Origin of the sequence: Methylobacterium nodulans ORS 2060 (genome assembly GCF_000022085.1) — a bacterium.
GTDB lineage: Bacteria > Pseudomonadota > Alphaproteobacteria > Rhizobiales > Beijerinckiaceae > Methylobacterium > Methylobacterium nodulans.
In genome coordinates this window covers 308091-328744 of record NC_011887.1, presented here as the reverse complement: position 1 = coordinate 328744, position 20654 = coordinate 308091, and the positions used below count along the sequence as shown (strand labels likewise).

The window sequence follows — 20654 nt, the reverse complement described above, 5'->3', positions numbered from 1 at the left end:
TTCAGCAAATATCTCATGATGGATATTGACCATCCGGTCAGTCATTATTATCATGGAGGTAGGCCTGGATAGGCTCTGTCCGGGCAAGCCGATGTCCCCCTAAGGTCAGGCGTTTGCCTGCCAATGGCTGTTTCGACGCTCACGTATCGGAGTAGTGAGGTTGGCCGCCCCCAAGCGCATCCTGGTGCTCGTGACCTTTGGCCTGGCCGGAGCCGCTTTCTGGTTTTGGTCGCCGCAGGTCGGCGAACTGGCCGGGCGGTATTCGTGGTGGAGCACGCTCCGCTCCGTACCCGCGCTGTCATGGCTGCCTGGTCCTCGCGCGGCAGCTGAAGGCCTCGTGCTTCAAGGGAACGTGGAGGTCCGGCAGGTCAACCTGGGCTTCAAGGTTGGGGGCCGCATCGCGAGTCTGGCCGTCGACGAGGGCGCCACGGTCCGCGAAGGTCAGAGCCTTGCCAGCCTCGAGAAGGTCTATTTCGAGGATGCCGTTGCGCAAGCCCGCGCGCAGCGCGACCAAGCGAGGGCGAACCTCGACAAGGCCCAGAACGGGAACCGACCCGAGGAGATCGCGCAGGCCCAGGCCAGCGTCGCGGAGCGCGAGGCAACACTCGCCAATGCCAGGCTCGCCTCCGATCGCGCCGAGCAATTGCTCCGGAGCGGCGCCGGCACGACCAAGGCCCACGACGACGCCCTGGCCGCCCTGCGACAGGCAGACGCGCAACTCAATTCTGCGCGCCAGTATCTCGCACTGATGAGGGCGGGTGCCCGTGCCGAAGACATCGCGGCGGCGCGCGCCCAGCTCGCGAACAGCGAGGCCGCCCTCGCAGTGGCTCAACGCCAGCTCGCGGACGCCGAGCTCGTGGCGCCGACTGATGGAACCGTCCTAAGCCGAGTCCGGGAGACTGGCGCCATCGTCAACGCCGGCGAGACGGTTTTCGTCCTGAGCCTGACCAACCCGGTGTGGGTGCGGAGCTACGTCTCGCAGGTCGACCTCGGCCGCGTACGGCCCGGCCAGATGGCCACGATCCGCATCGACACGCCCGGCGCGCCGACGTTCAAGGGCTGGGTCGGCTTCATCTCCACGACCGCGGAGTTCACCCCGAAGACGGTGGAGACGCGGGAGCTGCGCACGGCGCTCGTCTACCGCATCCGGGTTGTGGCGGAGGACCCGCGGGGCGTCCTGCGCCAGGGCATGCCCGTGACGATCACCCTGGCGTCGACATCGACTGAGCCGATGGTGGCGGGAGCCTCGGAATGAGCGAGGTGCTCGTCGCCTTGGAGGGCGTGACCAAGCGCTTCGCCGCCGACGCGCCAGCCGCGATCGACCGCCTCACGACCAACATCGTCGCCGGGCAGGTAACGGGCCTGGTCGGTCCTGACGGTGCGGGTAAAACTACCCTGATACGCATGATGGCGGCGCTGCTTGCCCCGAGCCAGGGCTCGATCACGGTTTGCGGTCACGACAGCGTGGCCGAGATCGGGCCCATCCACGAGGTCATCGGGTACATGCCGCAGCGCTTCGGCCTGTACGAGGATCTCTCGGTGATGGAGAACCTCTCCCTGTATGCCGATCTGAAGGGTGTCGTCGGGCCGGCGCGCCGCACCGCCTTCGATCGACTGCTCGCCTTCACCGACCTTGCGCGGTTCACTGATCGGCTCGCGGGCAAGCTCTCGGGCGGCATGAAGCAGAAGCTCGGTCTTGCCTGTGCGATGCTCAAGTCGCCGCGCCTGCTGTTGCTGGACGAGCCGGGCGTTGGGGTCGATCCTATCTCCCGCCGGGAGCTCTGGCGCATGGTCTACGCCCTGGTTCAGGAGGGGGTCGGCATCGTCTGGAGCACGGCCTACCTGGACGAGGCGGAGAACTGCGCCTCCGTGCTGGTGCTCAATGGCGGGAAGGTGCTCTTTGAGGGCGATCCCAGGGCCATGACTGCCAGCATGGAGGGACGCGTCGTCCTCGCCCGCGGCGCGGGCACGACGCGCCGGGCACTGCTCGCCGACGCGCTGCGCTCGCCCGACATCATCGACGGCGTGCTCCAGGGGGAGGCCGTCCGCCTGGTCGTCGCGGAGGGTCGTCCCGCCCCCGATGCATGCGCGCTGGGAGGCGGCCCAACCGTCCATGTAGAGCCTGCCCATCCCCGCTTCGAGGATTCGTTCGTCGCCATGCTCAGCGGTCAGCCCAAGCGCACGCTCGGCGTCTCGATCCACGAACGGCCAGCAACGCCCGCGACGGCGCCGGTCGAGGCGCACCATCTCACCCGCCGCTTCGGCAGCTTCACCGCCGCCGACGACATCAGCTTCACCATACGACGCGGCGAGATTTTCGGCCTGCTCGGTCCCAACGGCGCGGGTAAGTCGACCACTTTCAAGATGATGTGCGGGCTACTGCGTCCGACATCCGGCACCGCGCTCGTCGATGGGCTCGACCTTTACAAAGCACCGGCCGTCGCGCGCGGGCGGCTCGGCTACATGGCGCAGAAGTTCTCGCTGTACGGCGACCTGTCCGTGAAGCAGAACCTCGAGTTCTTCGCCGGTGCCTACGGCCTGAGCGGGCGGGCGCGACGCGAGGCGGTGACGGGCGTCATCGAGGCTTTCGACCTCGGGCCCTACCTGGCGCAGAACGCGGGCGGCCTGCCGCTCGGCTACAAGCAGCGCCTCGCCCTCGCCGCCGCCATCATGCACGAGCCCCCGGTTCTCTTCCTCGACGAGCCGACCTCGGGCGTCGATCCCCTCACGCGCCGCGAGTTCTGGGGGATCATCAACGCGATGGTCGGCCGCGGGGTGACCGTGATGGTGACGACCCACTTCATGGACGAAGCCGAGTACTGCGACCGGGTTGCGCTGATCAACCGGGGGAAGTGCATCGCCGTCGATACGCCGGAGGCCTTGCAGGCCTCGGTGCGCTCGCACGACCTCCCCAACCCCACGCTCGAGGACGCCTTCATCGCCTTGATCGAGGCGCAGGAGCGCGAGAGCGCGAGGTCAGCCGCATGACGCGACCGGACGGGAATCGCCTCAGCGCGCGCCGCATCGCGGCGCTCATCCGCAAGGAGTCGCTGCAGGTCCTGCGCGATCCCTCCAGCCTCGTCGTCGCCTTCGTCCTCCCGGCGCTCCTGCTGTTCCTGTTCGGCTTCGGAATCTCCTTCGATGCCAACCGGATCAAGATTGGCCTCGTCGCGGAAGAGTCGACACCCGAGACCTCCTGGTTCGAGGTCGCACTCTCCAATACGCCGTACTTCGACGTTCGGTTCGCGAGCGACCGGCGCGCGTTCACCGATGACCTCTCCGCGGGGCGCCTCAACGGGATCGTCGTGCTCGCTGGCGACTTCAGTGAGCGGCTCGCGCGCGGCGACACGGCGGGCCTCCAAGTCATCACGGACGGCAGCGACCCGAACACCGCCGGCCTCGTCGCCGGCTATGTGCAGGGCGCCTGGAGCGTCTGGACGGCCCAGCGCGGGCTCGGCCGCGGCGGGGCTGCGCCGGCACAGGTGAATGTCGAGTCGCGCTTCTGGTTCAATCCCGAGCTCGAGAGCCGCCGCTTCCTCGTGCCGGGATCCATCTCACTGATCCAGATGATGATCGGCGCTCTCCTCACCGCCCTCGTAGTCTCGCGCGAGTGGGAGCGCGGGACGATGGAGGCGCTGCTCGCCACCCCGGTGAGTATCCTCGAGTTCATCATCGGGAAGCTCGTGCCCAACTTCGTCCTCGGCCTGTGCGCCATGGCCGTCTGCGTGCTCGCTGCGCTCTTCGTGTTCGACATCCCGTTGCGCGGGTCGCTCGCCACACTGGTCGGCTTCACGGCCGTGTTCCTCCTTGTGGCCCTGGGCCTCGGCCTGCTGATCTCGACGGTTGCGCGCACGCAGTTCCTCGCCAGCCAGGTCGCCATGCTGCTCGCGTTCCTGCCAGGCCTGTATCTCTCAGGCTTCCTGTTCGAAGTCGCCAGCATGCCGCGCCTGCTGCGCGCGGTCGCGGTTCTGATCCCGGCGGGCTACTACGTGCGTGGGCTCAACACGATCTTCCTCGCCGGCGACATCGCCGCCGTCCTCGTGCCGGCCACCATCGTTCTCCTCGCGATGAGCGCGGTCCTGTTCGCGCTCACGGCGGCCAAGTCGCGCCAGACCCTGGACTAGAGACATGAGGACCCGCCTCCTTGCCCTGATCGTGAAGGAGCTGCTGGCCACGTTCCGCGATCGAAAGGCACGGGCCGCGCTGACCGTGCCGCCGTTCATCCAGCTCTTCATCTTCGCCTTCGCGGCGACGCTTGAGGTCACCAACGTCCCCATCGGCATCATCAACGACGACTGGGGCGCGGCGTCGGTGCGGCTTATCAGCCGGTTCGAGCGAGCATCGGCCTTCTCGGAGATTCGCCGCTATTCCACCCTTTCGGAGGCACAGGCCGCCATTGACTCGCAGCAGGTCATGGCGGTCCTGCGCGTTGGACAGGACTTCTCGCGCAAGCTTGCCAGGAGGGAGACGCCGACCGTGCAAGTGCTGCTCGATGGCCGCAAGTCGAACAGCGCGCAGCTCCTCAACAACTATATCGGTACGATCATCTCGCAGTTCAGCGCCGACGAGCGCACAGGCGTCCCCTACGCGCCGCAGAGCGAGATCGTGGATCGGTCATGGTATAATCCCAACCGGGACTATCGGGAGGCGATGGTGCCGATCCTGATAGCGACGCTGCCCATGACCATCGTGCTGATGGTCGTCGGGATGTCGGTAGCCCGGGAGCAGGAACTCGGGACGTTCGAGCAACTCCTCGTGTCCCCGCTGCAGCCGATCGAGATCATCGTGGGCAAGGCGGTGCCAGGCTTGATCATAGGACTCGCGCAGTGCACGGCGATGACCCTGATCGTGGTGTTCGGGTTCGGGATCGCGGTGACGGGCTCGGTGCCGGTCCTGTTCCTTGGCCTGACCGTGTTCCTGATCGCCATCATCGGTGTCGGCCTGTTCATCTCCTCGCTCGCGACGAACCAGCAGCAGGCGATGATGGGCATCATGGTTTGCATGATGCCGACGATGCTCCTCTCGGGCTTCTCCTCGCCCGTGCAGAATATGCCGTCTTGGCTTCAGCTGTTCGCGGTGGTCAACCCGCTCACCCACATGCTCGTCATTGTGCGGGGCGTGTTCTTGCGCGACATGCCCTTCTGGCTGGTTGCCGAGCGCATCTGGCCGATGGCGCTGACGGCCATCGTCACACTCTCAGCCGCCGCGTGGATGTTTCGCCGAAAGGTGCAGTGAGGGCGACGGATGGCTTCCGGGAGCCGCCTGTCGCGGTCCGCTCCTGGGGAGACGCAACCCGCACATCCTGTGTGCGACCGGGTGATGTGCCGTCGGTGGAGGCCAGGACCTCGCCGGAAATGGCAACGGCAAGCGCCTTGGCCGATTGCGGCAAACAGCCAAGCGATCACACCGGAGCTGTGGTATTCATTTACGCCATAGACAGACCGGGAGATCCTGACGACCTATGATCAGCGGCGCACAGACACGGCGGCGGCGCAAGGAGGCGCGGCCCGCGGAGATCACGGCCGCCGCCCTGTCCGTCTTCGCGGAGAAGGGGTTTGCCGCGAGCCGCTTGGAAGATGTCGCGGAACGGGCGGGCGCGAGCAAGGGGACGATCTATCTCTACTTCGACACCAAGGAGGCGTTGTTTGAGGCGGTGGTGCACGAGGCGTTCGCTCCCCTTCTTGACCGCGTCGGGAAGGCGAAGCGGGACCCTCGTGCCCGCAGCGAGGACCTTCTCCGGCTGGTCATTGAGACGATCTACCGCGATCTCGTCGGAACCGACCGTCGGCAGATCCTGCGCATGATGATTGCGGAAGGCACGCGGTTCCCGCACCTCGTCGAGTTCTATCACCGGGAAGCCGTCAGCCGCGGCAAGGCGTTGCTCGGCGAGATCATCTCGCAGGGGATAGCGCGCGGCGAGTTCGTGGACGGGCCGGCGGCGCGCTGCCCAGAGGTGGTCATCGGTCCCGCGATTATGGCCGGGGTTTGGAAATTGGTGTTCGAAAGGATCGAACGTCTTGATCTCGACCGTTTCATAGCCGCGCACCTGGACCTGGTGCTGAACGGGTTGCGGGCTGGGTCGCCGACGCGGGTGACCGTGCCGAGCCAGCGAGAATAGCCGCGCCGCAACAACCGAAGGGCTGTTCGCAAGCCGTCCTTCGTGGCTGAACGTCCAGTCACTTGCCATGAGGAAGCCGCGCGGAGGCTTTGTCACAGGAAACCGTGGCAGGTGGCCGAAGGCCGGAGTAGGGCAGGGGGCCTGCAGCCCGTCTCGTACGCCCGCCATCCGTTCCCACCCGAGATCATCCGCCATGCTGTCTGGCTGTATCTCCGCTTCACGCTCAGCGACCGTGAGGTCGAGGAACTCCTGGCCGAGCGCGGCCTTAGTGTCGCCGACGAGAGTGTCCGGCGATGGGTGATGAAGTTCGGCCATCGCGCACGACTGCCCGTGCCCGCCGCCGGACAAGGTGCGCGGGAACCAGTACGTCCCGCGCTGCCACGCATTCTTCCCCGACCTGACCGGGCCGCCCAAGCCGCCGGATCGGCCGCCGGGGCTGGGCGGGTTGAGGGTGGTGCAGGGCGGCAAGGACTGAGCCTGCGGCTTAGCTCGGCAAGCCGAGTTTCCTCTGCGCCACGCATCAGCCGTTGGGGCAACTCGTCTACGAAGGACGGATGCGCTCGGACCTGTTCTGTCGTCCGGCGGTTTTCGAGGTCCGAATGCCGCCACTGCGCGAGCGCGGGGACATTGCCGTCCTCGCCAGCGAGCTGATGCGCAAGCGGGCCAGAGGCGCCGGCCTTGCACCGCGCCCGCTCCAGCCGGATCAACTGGAACGGCTGGCGGCGCATTCCTGGCCGGGCAATGTCCGCGAGTTGGAGAGCGTGCTGACGCGGTTCCTCGTCAGCGGCGAGATCCGCCTCACCGAGCCTCCCGGATCCGGTGAGCGGGCCGAGAACGGTGCGTTGGATCTCAGGTCACGCCTGGCGCACCGGAGGTCGGATTCGGTCGCAGATGCTATGCGACGGGCCAAAGGAAATAAGATAAAGGCGGCCGAACTTTTGGGCGTAAGTCGGGCCCATCTGTACCGTATTCTGCAAAACACAGGATGCTCCTGACGAAAACCAGGCTGCGTCAACCCCCGATGTTGGCTGCCTTCGGGGCTGCGTCGAAATCGGCTCAACGCAGCAATTCTACTCAGAACCACATTGAGCCTGCGGCCGGGCGCCATCCGTCAGCAGTGCTCGGCCATTACGGTGGCCAGCACCGCAACGCCCCGTCGCAATGCGTCGGCGTCGAGCCCGGCATAACCGAGGATGAACCCGGCCGCTGCTGGTCGGGGCTCGGTTGGGTCATACAGCGGTGATACAGGATACAGGCCGACCCCGGCTGCTCGTGCGGCCGCGACGAGCGCGCGCTCGCGGTCGGCAGCGACGCCGTTGATCCAGGCGACGACGTGCAGTCCTGTGTCAGCTCCCGCAATGGTGACCGCCGGGCCTAGTTCGTCCGCCAACGCCTGCAGCAGCACCGCCCTTCGCTCGGTGTTCTTTCTGCGGATGCTGCGGACGTGACGCTCGTAGGCGCCGCTCGCCAGCAGTTCGGCGAGAGCGTCCTGTTCCAGCTGCGGGGTGTGCCGATCCGTCAGGCGTTTCGCCTCGCTGAAGGCCCGGCACATGGGGGTGGGGACGACGAGATAGCCGAGCCGCAGGGTGGGTGAGAGGGTTTTGGAGAACGTGCCGACGTAAATTGCGGCCTCTGGGCTGAGGGTCTGCAGAGGCGGGATCGGGGCGATGTCGTGACGGTACTCACCGTCGTAATCATCCTCGATGATGCAGGCGCCTGCACGGGCAGCCCAGGCGAGGAGGGTGCGCCGACGCGCCGCCGAAAGGACGCTGCCAAGCGGAAACTGGTGGGAGGGCGTCACGTAGGCCAGACGGGCCGAGGGCAGGGCATCCGTCCTGAGCCCATCCCCGTCGACCGGAATGGGTACGGCAACGCCGCCGGCTGCCGTGAAGGCATGGCGGGCCAGGAGATAGCCAGGGTTCTCGATCACAAAGGGGTCGCCGGGATCGAGCAGCAGCCGCGCGCAGAGGTCGAGCCCTTGCTGCGAGCCGTTCACGATCACGACCTGGTCCGGCGTGCACCGGATGCCGCGGGCACGCCAGAGATAGCCTTGAAGCGCAGTGCGTAGGGCGACACTTCCCTGAGGATCGCCATAGCGCAGCCGTGCGGTGCGCCGGAGGCTGGCCCGGTTCAGCGCGCGCCGCCAGGCCAACACCGGAAAGTCCGCAGCGGACAGGTCGCCATAGCGAAAGTCCGCAACCCGAGCCGCCTGTGCCACCGCTGGCGAGGGCAGCGCGAGCAGGCGCTGGGCGAAGGCTGAGAGACGCCGGGGTGCGGCGGCCGGGGTGGGCATCGGCGTTGCCGCAGCCCCGAGCCCGTGGGCCACGGTCGCGCGCGCGCCGGGCCGGGTGGTCAGGTAGCCCTCCGCAATGAGCTGGCCGTAGGCCGCCGTCACGGTTGTGCGGGATGCTCCCCATTCATCGGCGAAGGCCCGTGTAGAGGGCAGGCGGTCACCGGGCTGGTAGACCCCAGCATGGATCTGCTCCTTGATCGCCGCGATGATCCGGCGCGCGACGCCCTCCTCCATCAACTGGACCACCTCAAACCCGCTGAACTGGCTGTTCCCAGCAAGCCAGATTGCCGGCATCCGTCCTGGCGACGCAAGGAGTTCCGCGATGTACACGCCCCCCGCCTTCCGCGACGACGACCCAGAGAGCCTGCGGGCGACGATGCGCGCCGCGCGGCTGGCGAACCTCGTCACTGCCACGGCGGACGGGCCGCTGGTCACACCGCTGCCCCTCTTCCTCGACGAGAGCGAGGGCGAGCACGGCGTGATCTACGGCCACCTCGCGAAGGCCAATCCCCAGTGGCGGGTCCCGCCGGTCGGCGAGGGTCTGGCGATCTTCATGGGGCCGGACGCCTACGTCACGCCGGCGTGGTACGCGACCAAAGAGGAGACGGGTAAGGTCGTGCCGACCTGGAACTACGTCACGGTCCACGCGCACGGCCCCATCGAGTTCTTCCACGATGCGGACCGCCTGCTCGACGCCGTGACGCGGCTGACGAACCTGCACGAGGGGCCGCGGGCGAAGCCGTGGGCGGTGAGCGAGGCGCCAGCCGAGTTCATCGCCGCTCAGCTGCGCGGCATCGTCGGCCTGCGCATGCCGATCAGCCGCCTGGAGGGCAAGCGCAAGCTGAGCCAGAACCGGAACGCGACCGACCGTGCCGGCGTGGCGGCGGGTCTCGCGACGAGCGAGCGCGCATCCGACCGCGAGGTCGCCCCTCTCATCCCGTCGTGAACGTCGTCGGTGTCGTCACAGCCATGCCAGACCTGAGCCAACTCGCCCTGTACTTCGCCGCGGCCTTCGTGCTCGCCGTCACGCCCGGTCCGGGCCTCTTCTACGTCGCTGCGCGCACGCTCGCGGGCGGTCGTGCGGAAGGCGTGGCCTCCAGCTTCGGCACCGGGTTGGGCGGTATGGTCCACGTCCTCGCGGGCAGCTTGGGCGTGTCCGCCATCGTGCTCGCAAGCGCAGAATTATTCACCGCGCTGAAGCTGATCGGGGCTGCCTATCTCGTCTGGATCGGCCTTCGCACCTTCCAATCGGCCCGCCGGGAGGCGTCGACAGCGTTGAACAGCGTGCCAGCGACACCGCCGATCGGACCGCTTCGGGCGTTCCGTGAAGGCGTGCTGGTCGAGGCGCTGAACCCGAAGACAGCGGCCTTCTTCCTGGCCTTCGTTCCGCAGTTCGTGGACCCGGCCGGAGGCCATGTCGCGCTGCAATTCGTGGTGCTCGGCTTCGTGTCGGTTGCGCTCAACACCCTCGCCGACATCGTGGTCGCCTTTGCGGCGAGCGGCATCCGAGAAGGCGCAGCAGCACGTCCCGCATTCATCCGCCGCCTGCGAGAGGCGTCGGGAACCGCGATGATCGCCCTCGGCATCGGCCTCGCTCTGGCGAAGCGCCCTGCGACCTGATTGCTGGGCAACGCTGCTCTCACACCAAGACCGAAGCTGCCATTTTGATTTCCTGGCACTCAATTCTTGCAGGTTTAAGTGTCTGAAAAACCGTCGGATACTGTTGGCAAATTCGGGTGGCTCTTCGGCCGGGCGTCTGGCGCAGCCATTGCACGGGCTGAGGCCGGTCCCGTCCCGGGCTCCGTGGCGGGCCTGATCGGAATTCGCCAACAGCATCCGGTCGGATACTGTTGGCGAATTCGGCCGCTATGCAGCGAGAGCCTCGAAGCGTGAGGTGCGCGTGGGGGCCAGCGGGCGGTGCGAGAACCAAGCGGCGAGACGATCAAGATTGAGAGCGGCCGCCGTCGCCACGCTCTGCAGGGTCATCTTCGCCAGTCCGCGATAGCGCGCTCGGCGCAAGCCGAAGCTCCGCACGCCCTGCGCGATCGTCGCCTCAATGCCTTGTCGCTGCCCGTAGAGCTGCCGGCCCTCCTCGCTCTCCTGCCGCATCCGCGCGGCCGCCAGCGCCTCGTGCTCCGCACGCGGATGCAGGCTGAGCCGGCGGCTCCCCGCCCGGGTGCACCGCGGCTTGGCTGGACACACGCGGCAGACGGCGGGGCTGAAGCCTGCGCGTATGAACGCGCGTCCGCTCACCTTGTCCCTGTACGTGCCCCAACTCGTACTCTCGCGGCCCTCGGGGCAGCACACGCGACAGCGCTCCCAGTCGACCGCGAAGTCCGTGACGTGGAACGCCCCCTCCTCACGCGTCTGCCAACTCTGGTTCGACCGCGCGGGGCCGATCAGGGCGATGCCGTGCCGCTCGTGCGCCGCGACCAGATGCTCGGCGCTGATATAGGCCGCGTCGACCAGGTGCTCGGAGGGGATCAGATCCAGGCCCGCCAGGGCGGCATGGATCACGCCGGTGCGCATCGCCTCATGCACATTGGCCGGAGTGGTGTCGGCGTGAACGACCAACCGAGGCAGGTCGGGGTCGCAGGTCTCGGTCAGGTGGACCATGTAGCCGGTCCACTCCGTTCCAGACTTGGCCCGGAACCGCGCCTCGACGTCGTAGGGCGACTCGACCCGGTCGCCGGGCCCGCGTCCCTGCACCGGGCGCAGCCGGACGCTGGTGCCGGCGGGTGGACTTCCGTCCCCTGCGCGCTCGAAGTGCCGCGCCCATACCCGGCGCAGCACGGCCACGGCAGGCAAGGCGACAGCGAGTGGCGGCGCGCTCGCGCCATCCAGCGCGTCGAGCAGGCGGTAGCCGTCCGCCCCGACCTGCAGCACGTAGGCCTCGCGCTTGGGGCCGGTCTCCGGCAGTCGCGCATCCTCGATGCGGCGATCGTAGCGCTCGTGCCAGTCGGGCGGGGCGACACGGCGCAGCCAGTCGGGGGCGAGGGCCGCGACCGCGTTGAGAGCCGCCCGCAGCGTCTCGGCCAACAGCTCGACCCGGTTGAGGTCGCGCACCGCGGCGAGCACGTGGGTGCTGTCGGTGCGCTGGCGCCCGCGCGCCTTGAGCACGCCCTGGTCGCGCGCGGCATCGAGGATGCGGGCCAGCAGCCGCCCGGTGGCCTCGTGCTGCAGCAGCCGACCGCGGAACTCGCACAGGACGCTGTAGTCGAAGCCGGGATCGGCCAGATCAAGTCCCAGCAGGTACTTCCAGTCAATCCGCGCCCGGACCGCCTCGGCGGCTTGGCGATCGCTCATGCTCTCCCGAAACTGCAAGAGCGTGACCAGGGCCAAGCGCCAGGGCGCGTAGGCGGGCTGGCCGCGTGCGGGATAGAGGTCGGCGAACGCGGCATCAGCGAAGATTGTGCCGAGCCGCGTGCGCAGGAGCAGGTAGGGGTTGCCGCGCCGGAACGCGGTTTGGGCCACCCGGGCGGTGTCCTCAGGGACCGGTGGGAGTGGGTGGTGCGGCCGGAGCGACATGAGCGACCTCCGAGCGGGACGGTCAGCCTACACCCAGCACCCCCCGGAATTCGCCAACAGTGTCCGGTCGTTTTCTGGACATGCCGCCTCGCAGCCCGACGACCGTGGCCTGTCTCACTTGGGTCTAGATAAAGGCCTGGTGGGCGGTCGCAGGACTGCCCCGTGTTCGGCGCCCGACCGCTTTTCCATGTCTCACGCCGCCGTCTCGCTTGGGCATAGTCTTCGAAGACCGGAGCAGCGATGTGAGGTGCCGGCCCTCTGTGGGCGCAGAGCCGGCGGTCGGATCGTTGCCATAAGCGAGCCTCGGCTTCAAAATCTCCCAGATGTTCGCGCTTCACCCGACTGCTGCTGTTGCTGCAACACACGCCAACAACGACACTCATGATATTCTCGTGCTTAGCACCTGCTTCAGACGGCTGGCGCCAAGCGCAAACGCATCATTGGCCACCGAAATCACGAACGGGCGTCTCGGGATCTTTCAGTGGGCATGTCCACGAGGCGCCCGAACCATGGTGAACGGATGATCCGCGAGACCGGCCTATTGGATCATGTCCTCCTGGGATGTCTCTGGCATCCCTCGCATGCTGTTGATCGGCGCGACGGCCATCATCTTCCCGTTCTTCAGCTTCAGAACGTTGAACTTGCGACCCGTCTTGGTGTCAGTCGCAACGGCGACCATCATCTGCTGGGGCGCAAACTCAGAGACGGTAAAGGTATGGCCCCACGCTGTGAACGTTTGTTGAGCCCAGGCATAGCCAGAAGCTGTAGCAACGAGTGTGCCGGCAAGTAGAAGAGCTTTTGTCATGGTCTATCTCCACGGCTGGAGTGGCACTTAGACTTTCGAAGACAATGCTGGAGCGGTAAAATGCCGTTTGTGCATTGAGGCCATGCCCATCGGTTTCAAGCGTTGGGAATGGAGCGCGCCAGGTGCATGGGCCCGGCCCGATACCGTCCTGCTCGGTAAGGAGCCGAGGGCGCCCGCCTTCGAGGACGCAATCCCGGGATCTCAGCTGGTCTGGATCGCGAGGCCCGGCGCGGATTCGTGAAGGATGAATCCTTCCACGTCGTCGACCGGCCGCTCCCAGGGCGCGTCGTCGAGCACCTTGCGGGTGTTCTCATAACCGGCCTCACGCCGCGCGCAGATGCCCTCGCGGCTGAAGTCGATGTCCCCCGTGTGATCCTGGCCCGGCACCCGCTGCGCGAGCAGGCGCACCACGTGCATCCGCGTCAGACAGCCATAGCTCTCAAGTTCCCGCACCCCGGCATCGCGGCGCTCCGCTTCCGGCAGGCGTCGCGCGAGCTCGGCGATGACGTGACGGAGCCGGTGCAGCTGCTTCTGCCGGGCGATGTGCGTGTGGGCGCGGCTCGCATACTGCAGATCCTTCTGACGGCCCATCACCTCCCACAGGCTGCCCGGCTCCGGCCCTTCCGGGTTCCAGATGTGGACCGCGAACACCAGCGAGTTCCGGCGCGGGTTGTCGTCGAACACCGCCTCGACCGGCGTGTTCGACAGGATGCCGCCGTCCCAGTACAGCTCCCCGTCGATGCGGATCGCCGGGAAGGCCGGGGGGAGCGCGCCCGAGGCCATCACGTGGCGCAGATCGAGATCCATCTCCCGGCTGTCGAAGTAGCGCATCTGCCCGGTGCGCACGTTCGCCGCTCCCACCGTGAGGCGGCAGCCGCCGTGGTTGAGGGTCGGCAGGTCGACAAGCTCCCGCAGCGTCGCCTCGAGCGGGCGGGTCGAGTAGTAGCCCGCCTGCTCGGCGCCGAGCGGCACGTGCGGCCCCGCGAAGGCAAAGGGGTTCGGGGCGAAGAAAGGCCCGATCCCCTGAGCGAGCGTCAGCCAGTTGGCGGCCAGGGTGCCCACCAGCGGCAGCGCCGCGAAGGCCTGATGCAGCGGGCCGTGCTCGACGCGGTTCCAGAAGGCGTGCAGGCGCTCCAGGCGGCGTTCCACGGGGTTCCCGGCGATCAGGCTGGCATTGATGGCGCCGATCGAGGTGCCGATGATCCAGTCGGGCTCGATCCCGGCCTCGTGCAGGGCCTGGTAGACGCCGACCTGATAGGCGCCGAGCGCCCCGCCGCCCTGCAGCACCAGCACGATCTGGCCGAGGCGCCTGCGCAGGGACCGGGCCAGCGGCTCCGGTTCGGGAGCCATCGGCGGGATATCCGGCTTCCCGCGATGCCGGGCTGGAACTGTGTCGAGCATGACACCCTCCTGTCTCGGTTCGGGCTCGATCCGCCGGAGCTCCGGACCCCTCTTGCACTTCAGGTCGCACTTGGCTCGCACAGGTGCGTGGTCAGAGCCGCGGCGAGAGCGAGCGAGGCCGTCACTCCGACCACGCAGGCCCCCCAGCCGAGGCGCTCGAACACCTGCCCGAGGACGGCCGTGCCGGCGAGCCCGCCGAGGTAGTAGAACAGCAGGTAGAGACCGCTCGCCGAGGCCCGCTCGCCCATCGCGGACCGGCCGACGACGCCCGTCGCGATGGCTTGAGCCAGGAAGGTGCCGATCCCGACCAGGACGAGGCCGATCAGGACAACCGGCAGGGCCGGGAACGTCAGCAGCGGCAGGCCGAGCACGGCGATCAGGAGCGCCATGACCAGGGCTCGTCTGAACCCGAGCCGTCCGCTGAAGCGTCCAGCCAGCGGCGTGGTCAGCAGCGAGGGGAGGAAGACGAAGTAGACGAAGCCCAGCGTCATCGGCCCGACGAGGAAGGGCGAGCCGGTCAGGACGAAGTTCACGTAGGTGAACGTCCCCAGGAAGGCGAACAGGATGCAGAAGCCGATGCCGAAGGCGGCCAGGAGCGTCGGGTTCGCCAGGTGCTCGGCCCAGACGGCGAACGGCGAGGCTCGCCCGTGCCGGCCTATATCCGCCTTCGGTTCGGGCTTGGGCGCGCGCAGCACGAGGGCGGCGAGGCCGGCGCCGGCGAGGTTCAGCAGCGCGAAGGCGAGGAAGTTCGAGACCAGCCCGAGATGGTCGACGAGAGCCGCAGCAGCGAGCCGGCCGACGAAGTTGCTGGCGACGTTCCCGGTCACGTAGGCCGCGAAGGCGCCGGCCGCGGCCGATGCGGAACAGGCCTCGCCCAGATAGGCGAGGGTCAGCGTGAAGGCCGCCGCCATGCAGATGCCCTGCAGCACCCGGAGGGCGGCGAAGAGCCAGAGGTCGGGCAGGGTCCCGAGCAGGGCGGTCGGGATGGCAAGGAGCAGCAGGCTGACGACCACGCCGCGGCGGCGGTCGATGCGCGGGCCGAGCAGGGCCACGCCGAGACCGCCGAGGGCCATGCCGAGCGTGGTCGCGTTGACGGCGAAGCCGATGGCCGCCGGGCTCACCGCGTAGGCACGGGCGAGGGACGGGAGGATGGCCTGGGTGGCGAACAGGTCCACCACGGTCAGGAAGGCCATCAGGCCGATGACCAGGCTGCGGACGAGGTCACCCGCCTGGGTGCTCTCGCGCGGCGTCGGCCCGCTCAGGCCGAGAGTGCCGGGATCTGGCATGGTCCGTCTCCTCGCCCTCGCGCGACCTCACATCTGATGCGGGTCGTCCTTCACGTGGAAGAGGTCGGCCGAGAGCAGGACGGCGGGCGTGCTGCCGGTGTTCTTCCACCAATGCGCGGTGGCGTGGGTCTCCGACGTCGCTTCGCCCGCCTTGTGGGTGATCGGCACCGCACAGGTGCTCGCGTACTCCACCACCTCTCCGGAGACGACGTAGATGATGGCCGGGCGGTCGCCGTGGCTGTGCCAGGGCACGATCCCGCCCGGCTCGATCACCAGCCGACGCAGCCGGAACTGCCGGTCCGCAATGCCGACGCGTTCCGTCGCGAGGTCGGTCGAGGCGATGACGGTGTCGGTGACGCCCTGCGCCGCCGCCTTGCTCTCGGCCTGCCCCTTGCCGCTGGCGACCACCTTGTCGGCCGGGCAGGAACCCGCCTGGGCCGCGCCGGCTCCGAGCGCGAAGGCGCCGGTCATCATCACCGCTCCGCACAGGGTGCGGTGAACTGCGCTGCGGATCATCGGGATCGTGGTCATGGCTGCCCTCCTGGCTAGTCGTGGGGGCGTCCCAGGTGGGACGTGCCCCGATGATCGGAGGTCGACCGCTGCGGCGGAAATGCCGTTTGGGCTTCGGGGCGATGCCTTCCGGTTATCGACCCGGCGCCGGCCTCACGCGGATACTGCCGGCTCGGGGGTCTGCTCCTCGCTGAGGTCGAAGCGGCTCGGCGGCCAGGCATACTGGCCGAGCGCCGCCACGAGCGCCGCGAGCGGCGAGGACCAGCGCCGGCCGGCGACCGTGACGAGGCAGACCTGCCGGGCGACGACCGGCTCCAGTACCGGCAGCAGGGCAATGCCCGGCAGGGTCGCGGAGAACTCGGGCAGGAAGCACACCCCCATGCCGGCCACCACCATGCTCTGGATCCAGTCCTCGCGCTCGCTGCGGTGGGAGCGCAGGATCTCGGTGCCCTGCGCGCGCAGGAGTTCGGCGAGGTGGTCCCGGTACTCACAGTTGATCCGCTGCAGATAGATCTGCCCGGCCATGTCGCGCATGCGGATCGCGTTGCGGCAGGCGAAGTCGTGGAGCTGCCCGCAGGCGACCATGAAGCGCTCCTCGTAGAGCGGGCTGGCCCGCAGCGGCTCGGGGAAGCCGTCCGGATGCGCCATGATCGCCACGTCGAGCTCGCCTGCGAGCAGCATTTCGGACAGGCGCGCCGGCACGCCCTCGATCAGGGTCAGCTCGATGCCCGGATGCGTGACCCGGAAGTGGTTCAGGAAGCCGACGAAGCGCAGCGGGCCGATGGTGCACATCACGCCCAGGGTGAGTTGTGCCCCCTCCAGGCGCAGGAAACGCGAGGCCGCGCGCTTGGCCCGCTCGCGGTGCTCGATCATCTGCCTGAATTCCGGCTCCAAGAGGCGCCCGAGGTCGGTCAGGTGCACGTGGCTGCGCTCGCGCGAGAACAGCAGACCGCCGAGTTCATCCTCCAGCTTCTGGATGGCCCGGGTCAGTGCGGGCTGGGTCACGTTGCAGTGCTCGGCCGCCTTGGTGAAGCTGCCGAACCTGCTGACCGCCAGGAAGTAGCGGATCTCGTGGAGCTCCATCGTCGCCTCCCATCCCCGCCTCTCTGCAAGTCGCCCGCAAAACCCACCATTGCCAATGCCGAATGCGCATCGACCCGATCAGGCATCGGCATTGGCGCGGGCCCGGCCTGAGCGGCCATTCTCTGCCGGACTCCACCACAATCCACCAGGGCGGCACCATGGTACGCATCCTCCAGTCGGCCGGGCTCGACCGGACCGGGACGGCGCGACCGCTCGACGGCCGCGTCGCCATCGTGACCGGGTCCACGAGCGGCATCGGGCTCGCGATAGCCAACACCTTGGCTGAGCAGGGCGCGTTGATCGTGATCAATGGTCTGGGCGACGAGGCCGAGATCGAGCGTCTCTGCCGAGAGCTGAGCGACCGGCACCAGACGCCCGTCCGTTACGACGACGCCGACCTCTCGCAGGCCGGCGCCGTCATGGACCTCGTCGACCGCTCGGCGCGTGCCTTCGGCCCCGTCGAGATCCTCGTGAACAATGCCGGTATCCAGTACGTCAGCCCCATCGAGGAGTTCCCGCCCGAGAAGTGGGACGCCATTCTGGCGATCAACCTGTCCGCGGTGTTCCACGCCACGCGCTGCGTCCTGCCCGACATGCGCCGGCGCGGCTGGGGCCGGATCATCAACGTGGCCTCGGCGCACGGGCTGATCGGCTCGCCCTTCAAGAGCGCCTATGTGGCGGCCAAGCACGGGGTCATCGGCCTGACCAAGGTCACCGCGCTTGAGATGGCCGAGGCCGGCATCACCTGCAACGCGGTCTGCCCCGGCTACGTCTGGACGCCGCTCGTCGAGCATCAGGTGCGCGCCCAGGCGGTCGCGCACGGCATCTCGGAGGACGAGGTGGTCCGAAAGGTCCTCCTCGCCGAGCAGCCGAACAAGCGCTTCGCCACGGCGGAGGAGATCGCCGGGACGGTCGCGTTCCTGTGCAGCCCGGCCGCGGCCTCCATCACCGGCGCGTCCATCAGCGTCGATGGCGGCTGGACGGCCCATTGAGGGCGTTGCGGCACGCCGACCCGTCACTCTGGGGCGGGCCGGCCTTCTTCCGACAGGAGGCTTCCATGCTGAAGAGGTCCATTCCCATCCTCGGGGGCATGCTGACGATAGGCACGCTCCTTCCGCTCGCCGGAAACGGCGCCCCCCAGACCTCCGCGACGTCGGAGAACGGGGTCGTGCAGGTGGGGAGCGCCTACCCGATGGCGGAGACGCTGGACCGGCTGCAGAAGGACATCGCCGCCAAGGGCATCAAGCTGTTCTCGGTGGTTGACCAATCCGGACTGGCCGCGGAGGCGGGCATCGCGCTGCGGCCCTCGACGCTTCTCGTCTTCGGCAACCCCGCCCTGGGCGCCCAGTTCATGACGTCGAACCCGGTTGCGGGTCTCGACTGGCCGGTGCGCCTGCTCGTCTTCCAGGACGAGAAGGGGGGTGTCTGGGCTGCCTACACGGATTTCCGCTACATCGCGCAACGGCACGGCATTCGCGACCGCGACGCGGCCTTCGCCAAGGCCTCCGAGGTCATCGCCTCGATCACATCCAGCGTCGCGAAGCGCTGAACTCCGGAGGCGAGCCGCCCAGGGCGGCTTCGCGGCCGGATCCGTCCACGAGGACGAGACGCGACGGGCCGAGGTGCTGCGAGAGGCATCGCACCTCGGCCCGTTGTGGTGTCTCAGCGGTGCGACCGCTGGCCTGCGTATCCGTCTCTCGCGACGGTCGGGCTGGACGAGGCTGGTTGCAGCCGGAACTCCGGGATGCCGCGAACGGCCTGCGGCCCGGCGGCCATGTACCGCGGCGTGACCGGGAACGCGGTCGCGAAGTCGCTCTTGTATGACTGCTCCGGATGAAGAATGGACTGCGTCCAGGCATTCGCGGAGGTCGCGAAGGCGGCGAGGGCGGCACCGGCAAGAATAAGGCTGCGCATCGGGTTTGCTCCTTCGTGTTCGGCCCGGAGGTCATCTCCGTGACTACACGAGCATCATCAAGCACGATGCGGACACTGTATAATGCCTATCGTTTATGAACCCGATGCATAGCCGGCGAGCTCAAATTTCACTCGGGTCTCCAATTTGTTCGGTTAAACCTCTTTCTAAGAGCCGGACTCAAAAGTTCACGTTGGATAGCCGTACCTTGCGAGCCGTCGTGAGGCGGGCCTGTCGATCTGCCGAACGATCATCGAGGCGCATGGGGGACGCCTCTGGGTCGAACGCAATGATGCAGGCGGGGCGACCTTCTGCCTGACGCTGCCAGCTGCCGATGATGGGAATCCTGTTACACCTGACCGGCTCGCACATGGCACGAGAGGTTGAGCTGGATCAAGGCGGCGAAACCGTTTTGCCTGGCAGCATGTTTACTTGCGGCCAGAGTTCATCCGGCGGACGAGCACCATGCCTTGGAACACGGCCTTGCCCATCTTCATCGCGGAGGATGATCCGGCCCTCCTGAACTCGCTGGCGTTCATGCTGCAGGGCGAAGGCTACCGCGTCGTGACCTTCGAGAGCGGGAGCGAACTCCTGTCCGCGTTTCCGGGCGCGAAGCCGGGCTGCGTGCTCCTCGACTACGTGATGCCCGGCATGAGCGGGCTGGAGGTCTACCATCAGCTGCGCGAGCGCGGTGTGGATGTGCCTGTCCTTCTCCTCACCGGGCACCCGGATCCGTCGATCCGCCGGCGCGCCAGGGAAGCCGGCTTGCCGCTGATCGAGAAGCCGCTTGCGCAGGATCTGCTCAGTGCCATCGAGGCGGCGGCCAGCCCGCTGCATTGATCAGGCATGTTCCTCGTCACCTCGTCTCGGCTCGCACGCACCGGCTCTTCCGAGCCGAGGCGTTCAAGATGGGGCGCCTAGAGCAGGATCCGTTCATGGTGGAACGGATCCTGCTCTAGCTCTTTGATTTTGCCGCATTTCCTGCGACGAACCGGTGTCCACTTCGTCGGAAAATGCTCTAGCTGCGGGTGTTGCTGCCTGAAGCCGGCTGAGCTTGGCTTCGGTATGAGTGCAGCCAGCAACGTGCCAAGCCTTTTGAGATCTTTAAGCCTGACGAGCTCCCAGCAGTCCGGCGTCAAGGGTCTTCTGCTCGGCTACCGGATATGGTCCACCGCGCCGATCGTGGTAAGCGGTATCATCCCGTCGGAGTTGGCATGAACAGGCGTGAGTGATCCCGTTGCTCTTTTCCGGGTTCTCGTTCTCCTCGCGGTGGCGAACTTCGCTCCGATCATCGCGACGAAGCTGCTCGGCAGCCGTTTCAGTACCCCTCTCGACTTCCACCAGAAGCTGCGAGATGGAAATCCCGTGTTTGGAGCCGGAAAAACCATTCGCGGTCTTGTCGTCTCGCTTGCAGCCACAGCGCTTGTGGCTCCCCTTCTCGGGTTTCCACCCTCTGCGGGAATCTCTCTCGCGTCCCTATCGATGGCCGGGGATCTCACAGCCAGCTTCATCAAGCGCCGGCTCGGGTTGAAAGCTCACGCGCAGGCCTTCGGCTTGGACCAAATCCCGGAGGCACTCCTGCCGCTCGTGTTTCTGAGAGACCGACTGGGGCTCGATGGCATCGACATCGTCACAGTCGTCGCAGCCTTCATCATCGGGGAGGTCATTCTGTCGCGGATATTGTTCCGCTTGGGACTCCGTGAGACACCTTATTGACC

General features: G+C 67.5%; 20 protein-coding genes and 2 pseudogenes. 14 read left to right on the top strand and 8 right to left on the bottom strand.

Annotation, left to right across the window (positions count from 1 at the left end; translation table 11 throughout):
* The first annotated feature begins 190 nt into the window (after positions 1–190).
* The 7 genes and pseudogenes from MNOD_RS39935 (at position 191) to MNOD_RS39910 (ending at position 7113) form a co-directional block, all read left to right on the top strand.
* A complete protein-coding gene (locus MNOD_RS39935) occupies positions 191–1255 on the top strand; it encodes an HlyD family secretion protein (protein WP_012631291.1) in 1065 nt (354 codons plus the stop codon).
* Positions 1252–2988 carry an ATP-binding cassette domain-containing protein gene (locus MNOD_RS39930; RefSeq protein WP_012631290.1) on the top strand — a complete coding sequence of 579 codons (1737 nt, stop codon included), beginning with the start codon at positions 1252–1254 and terminating at the stop codon, positions 2986–2988. The genes MNOD_RS39935 and MNOD_RS39930 overlap by 4 nt, the downstream gene beginning before the upstream one ends.
* Entirely contained in the window at positions 2985–4124 is a 1140-nt protein-coding gene (locus MNOD_RS39925; protein WP_012631289.1) for an ABC transporter permease, read from the top strand. The genes MNOD_RS39930 and MNOD_RS39925 overlap by 4 nt, the downstream gene beginning before the upstream one ends.
* A 4-nt stretch (positions 4125–4128) precedes the next feature.
* Positions 4129–5235 carry an ABC transporter permease gene (locus MNOD_RS39920; protein ID WP_012631288.1) on the top strand — a complete coding sequence of 369 codons (1107 nt, stop codon included), beginning with the start codon at positions 4129–4131 and terminating at the stop codon, positions 5233–5235.
* A gap of 226 nt (positions 5236–5461) precedes the next feature.
* Positions 5462–6118 carry a TetR/AcrR family transcriptional regulator gene (locus MNOD_RS39915; RefSeq protein WP_012631287.1) on the top strand — a complete coding sequence of 219 codons (657 nt, stop codon included), beginning with the start codon at positions 5462–5464 and terminating at the stop codon, positions 6116–6118.
* A gap of 141 nt (positions 6119–6259) precedes the next feature.
* Positions 6260–6430: pseudogene (locus MNOD_RS49790) on the top strand (IS6 family transposase); the annotation flags it as partial.
* Between the two features lie 242 nt (positions 6431–6672).
* Entirely contained in the window at positions 6673–7113 is a 441-nt protein-coding gene (locus MNOD_RS39910; protein ID WP_050783633.1) for an AAA-type ATPase lid domain-containing protein, read from the top strand.
* Between the two features lie 116 nt (positions 7114–7229).
* Here the strand turns inward: MNOD_RS39910 and pdxR are convergent, their stop codons facing one another.
* Positions 7230–8645: a MocR-like pyridoxine biosynthesis transcription factor PdxR gene (gene pdxR / locus MNOD_RS39905; protein WP_012631286.1), complete on the bottom strand. Its 1416-nt coding sequence runs from the start codon at positions 8643–8645 to the stop codon at positions 7230–7232.
* An 88-nt stretch (positions 8646–8733) separates the two neighbouring features.
* Between pdxR and MNOD_RS39900 the strand changes: the two genes are divergently transcribed.
* Both MNOD_RS39900 and MNOD_RS39895 read left to right on the top strand, forming a co-directional pair.
* Positions 8734–9357: an FMN-binding negative transcriptional regulator gene (locus MNOD_RS39900; RefSeq protein WP_012631285.1), complete on the top strand. Its 624-nt coding sequence runs from the start codon at positions 8734–8736 to the stop codon at positions 9355–9357.
* 23 nt (positions 9358–9380) lie between these two features.
* Positions 9381–10031: a LysE family translocator gene (locus tag MNOD_RS39895; RefSeq protein WP_043754251.1), complete on the top strand. Its 651-nt coding sequence runs from the start codon at positions 9381–9383 to the stop codon at positions 10029–10031.
* Between the two features lie 246 nt (positions 10032–10277).
* On the opposite strand, the gene MNOD_RS39890 is transcribed toward MNOD_RS39895, so the two are convergent.
* The 6 genes from MNOD_RS39890 to MNOD_RS39865 form a co-directional block, all read right to left on the bottom strand.
* Positions 10278–11939 carry an IS1182-like element ISMno10 family transposase gene (locus MNOD_RS39890; protein ID WP_012631283.1) on the bottom strand — a complete coding sequence of 554 codons (1662 nt, stop codon included), beginning with the start codon at positions 11937–11939 and terminating at the stop codon, positions 10278–10280.
* A 538-nt stretch (positions 11940–12477) separates the two neighbouring features.
* Entirely contained in the window at positions 12478–12744 is a 267-nt protein-coding gene (locus MNOD_RS39885; protein ID WP_012631282.1) for a hypothetical protein, read from the bottom strand.
* Between the two features lie 201 nt (positions 12745–12945).
* Entirely contained in the window at positions 12946–14094 is a 1149-nt protein-coding gene (locus tag MNOD_RS39880) for a patatin-like phospholipase family protein (RefSeq protein ID WP_012631281.1), read from the bottom strand.
* A gap of 110 nt (positions 14095–14204) precedes the next feature.
* Positions 14205–15431, bottom strand: a complete 1227-nt coding sequence (locus tag MNOD_RS39875; protein WP_012631280.1) for an MFS transporter — start codon at positions 15429–15431, stop codon at positions 14205–14207.
* A 27-nt stretch (positions 15432–15458) separates the two neighbouring features.
* Positions 15459–15962, bottom strand: coding sequence for a cupin domain-containing protein (locus MNOD_RS39870; RefSeq protein ID WP_012631279.1), 504 nt, complete (start codon positions 15960–15962; stop codon positions 15459–15461).
* A 132-nt stretch (positions 15963–16094) separates the two neighbouring features.
* Positions 16095–17024 carry a LysR family transcriptional regulator gene (locus MNOD_RS39865; RefSeq protein WP_012631278.1) on the bottom strand — a complete coding sequence of 310 codons (930 nt, stop codon included), beginning with the start codon at positions 17022–17024 and terminating at the stop codon, positions 16095–16097.
* Between the two features lie 158 nt (positions 17025–17182).
* On the opposite strand from MNOD_RS39865, the gene MNOD_RS39860 reads away from it, so the two are divergent.
* On the top strand, positions 17183–18016 hold the full coding sequence (locus tag MNOD_RS39860) for a 3-hydroxybutyrate dehydrogenase (RefSeq protein WP_012631277.1): 834 nt from the start codon (positions 17183–17185) through the stop codon (positions 18014–18016).
* 65 nt (positions 18017–18081) lie between these two features.
* On the top strand, positions 18082–18573 hold the full coding sequence (locus MNOD_RS39855; protein ID WP_012631276.1) for a DUF302 domain-containing protein: 492 nt from the start codon (positions 18082–18084) through the stop codon (positions 18571–18573).
* 113 nt (positions 18574–18686) lie between these two features.
* On the opposite strand, the gene MNOD_RS39850 is transcribed toward MNOD_RS39855, so the two are convergent.
* Complete coding sequence (locus MNOD_RS39850) at positions 18687–18938, bottom strand: hypothetical protein (RefSeq protein WP_012631275.1); 252 nt, start codon at positions 18936–18938, stop codon at positions 18687–18689.
* Between the two features lie 226 nt (positions 18939–19164).
* On the opposite strand from MNOD_RS39850, the pseudogene MNOD_RS50440 reads away from it, so the two are divergent.
* The 3 genes and pseudogenes from MNOD_RS50440 to MNOD_RS39840 all read left to right on the top strand — a co-directional run.
* Positions 19165–19323: pseudogene (locus tag MNOD_RS50440) on the top strand (ATP-binding protein); the annotation flags it as partial.
* A 78-nt stretch (positions 19324–19401) separates the two neighbouring features.
* Positions 19402–19776, top strand: a complete 375-nt coding sequence (locus MNOD_RS39845) for a response regulator transcription factor (protein ID WP_012631274.1) — start codon at positions 19402–19404, stop codon at positions 19774–19776.
* Between the two features lie 384 nt (positions 19777–20160).
* Positions 20161–20652 carry a CDP-archaeol synthase gene (locus tag MNOD_RS39840; protein WP_012631272.1) on the top strand — a complete coding sequence of 164 codons (492 nt, stop codon included), beginning with the start codon at positions 20161–20163 and terminating at the stop codon, positions 20650–20652.
* The last annotated feature ends 2 nt before the right edge of the window (positions 20653–20654 follow it).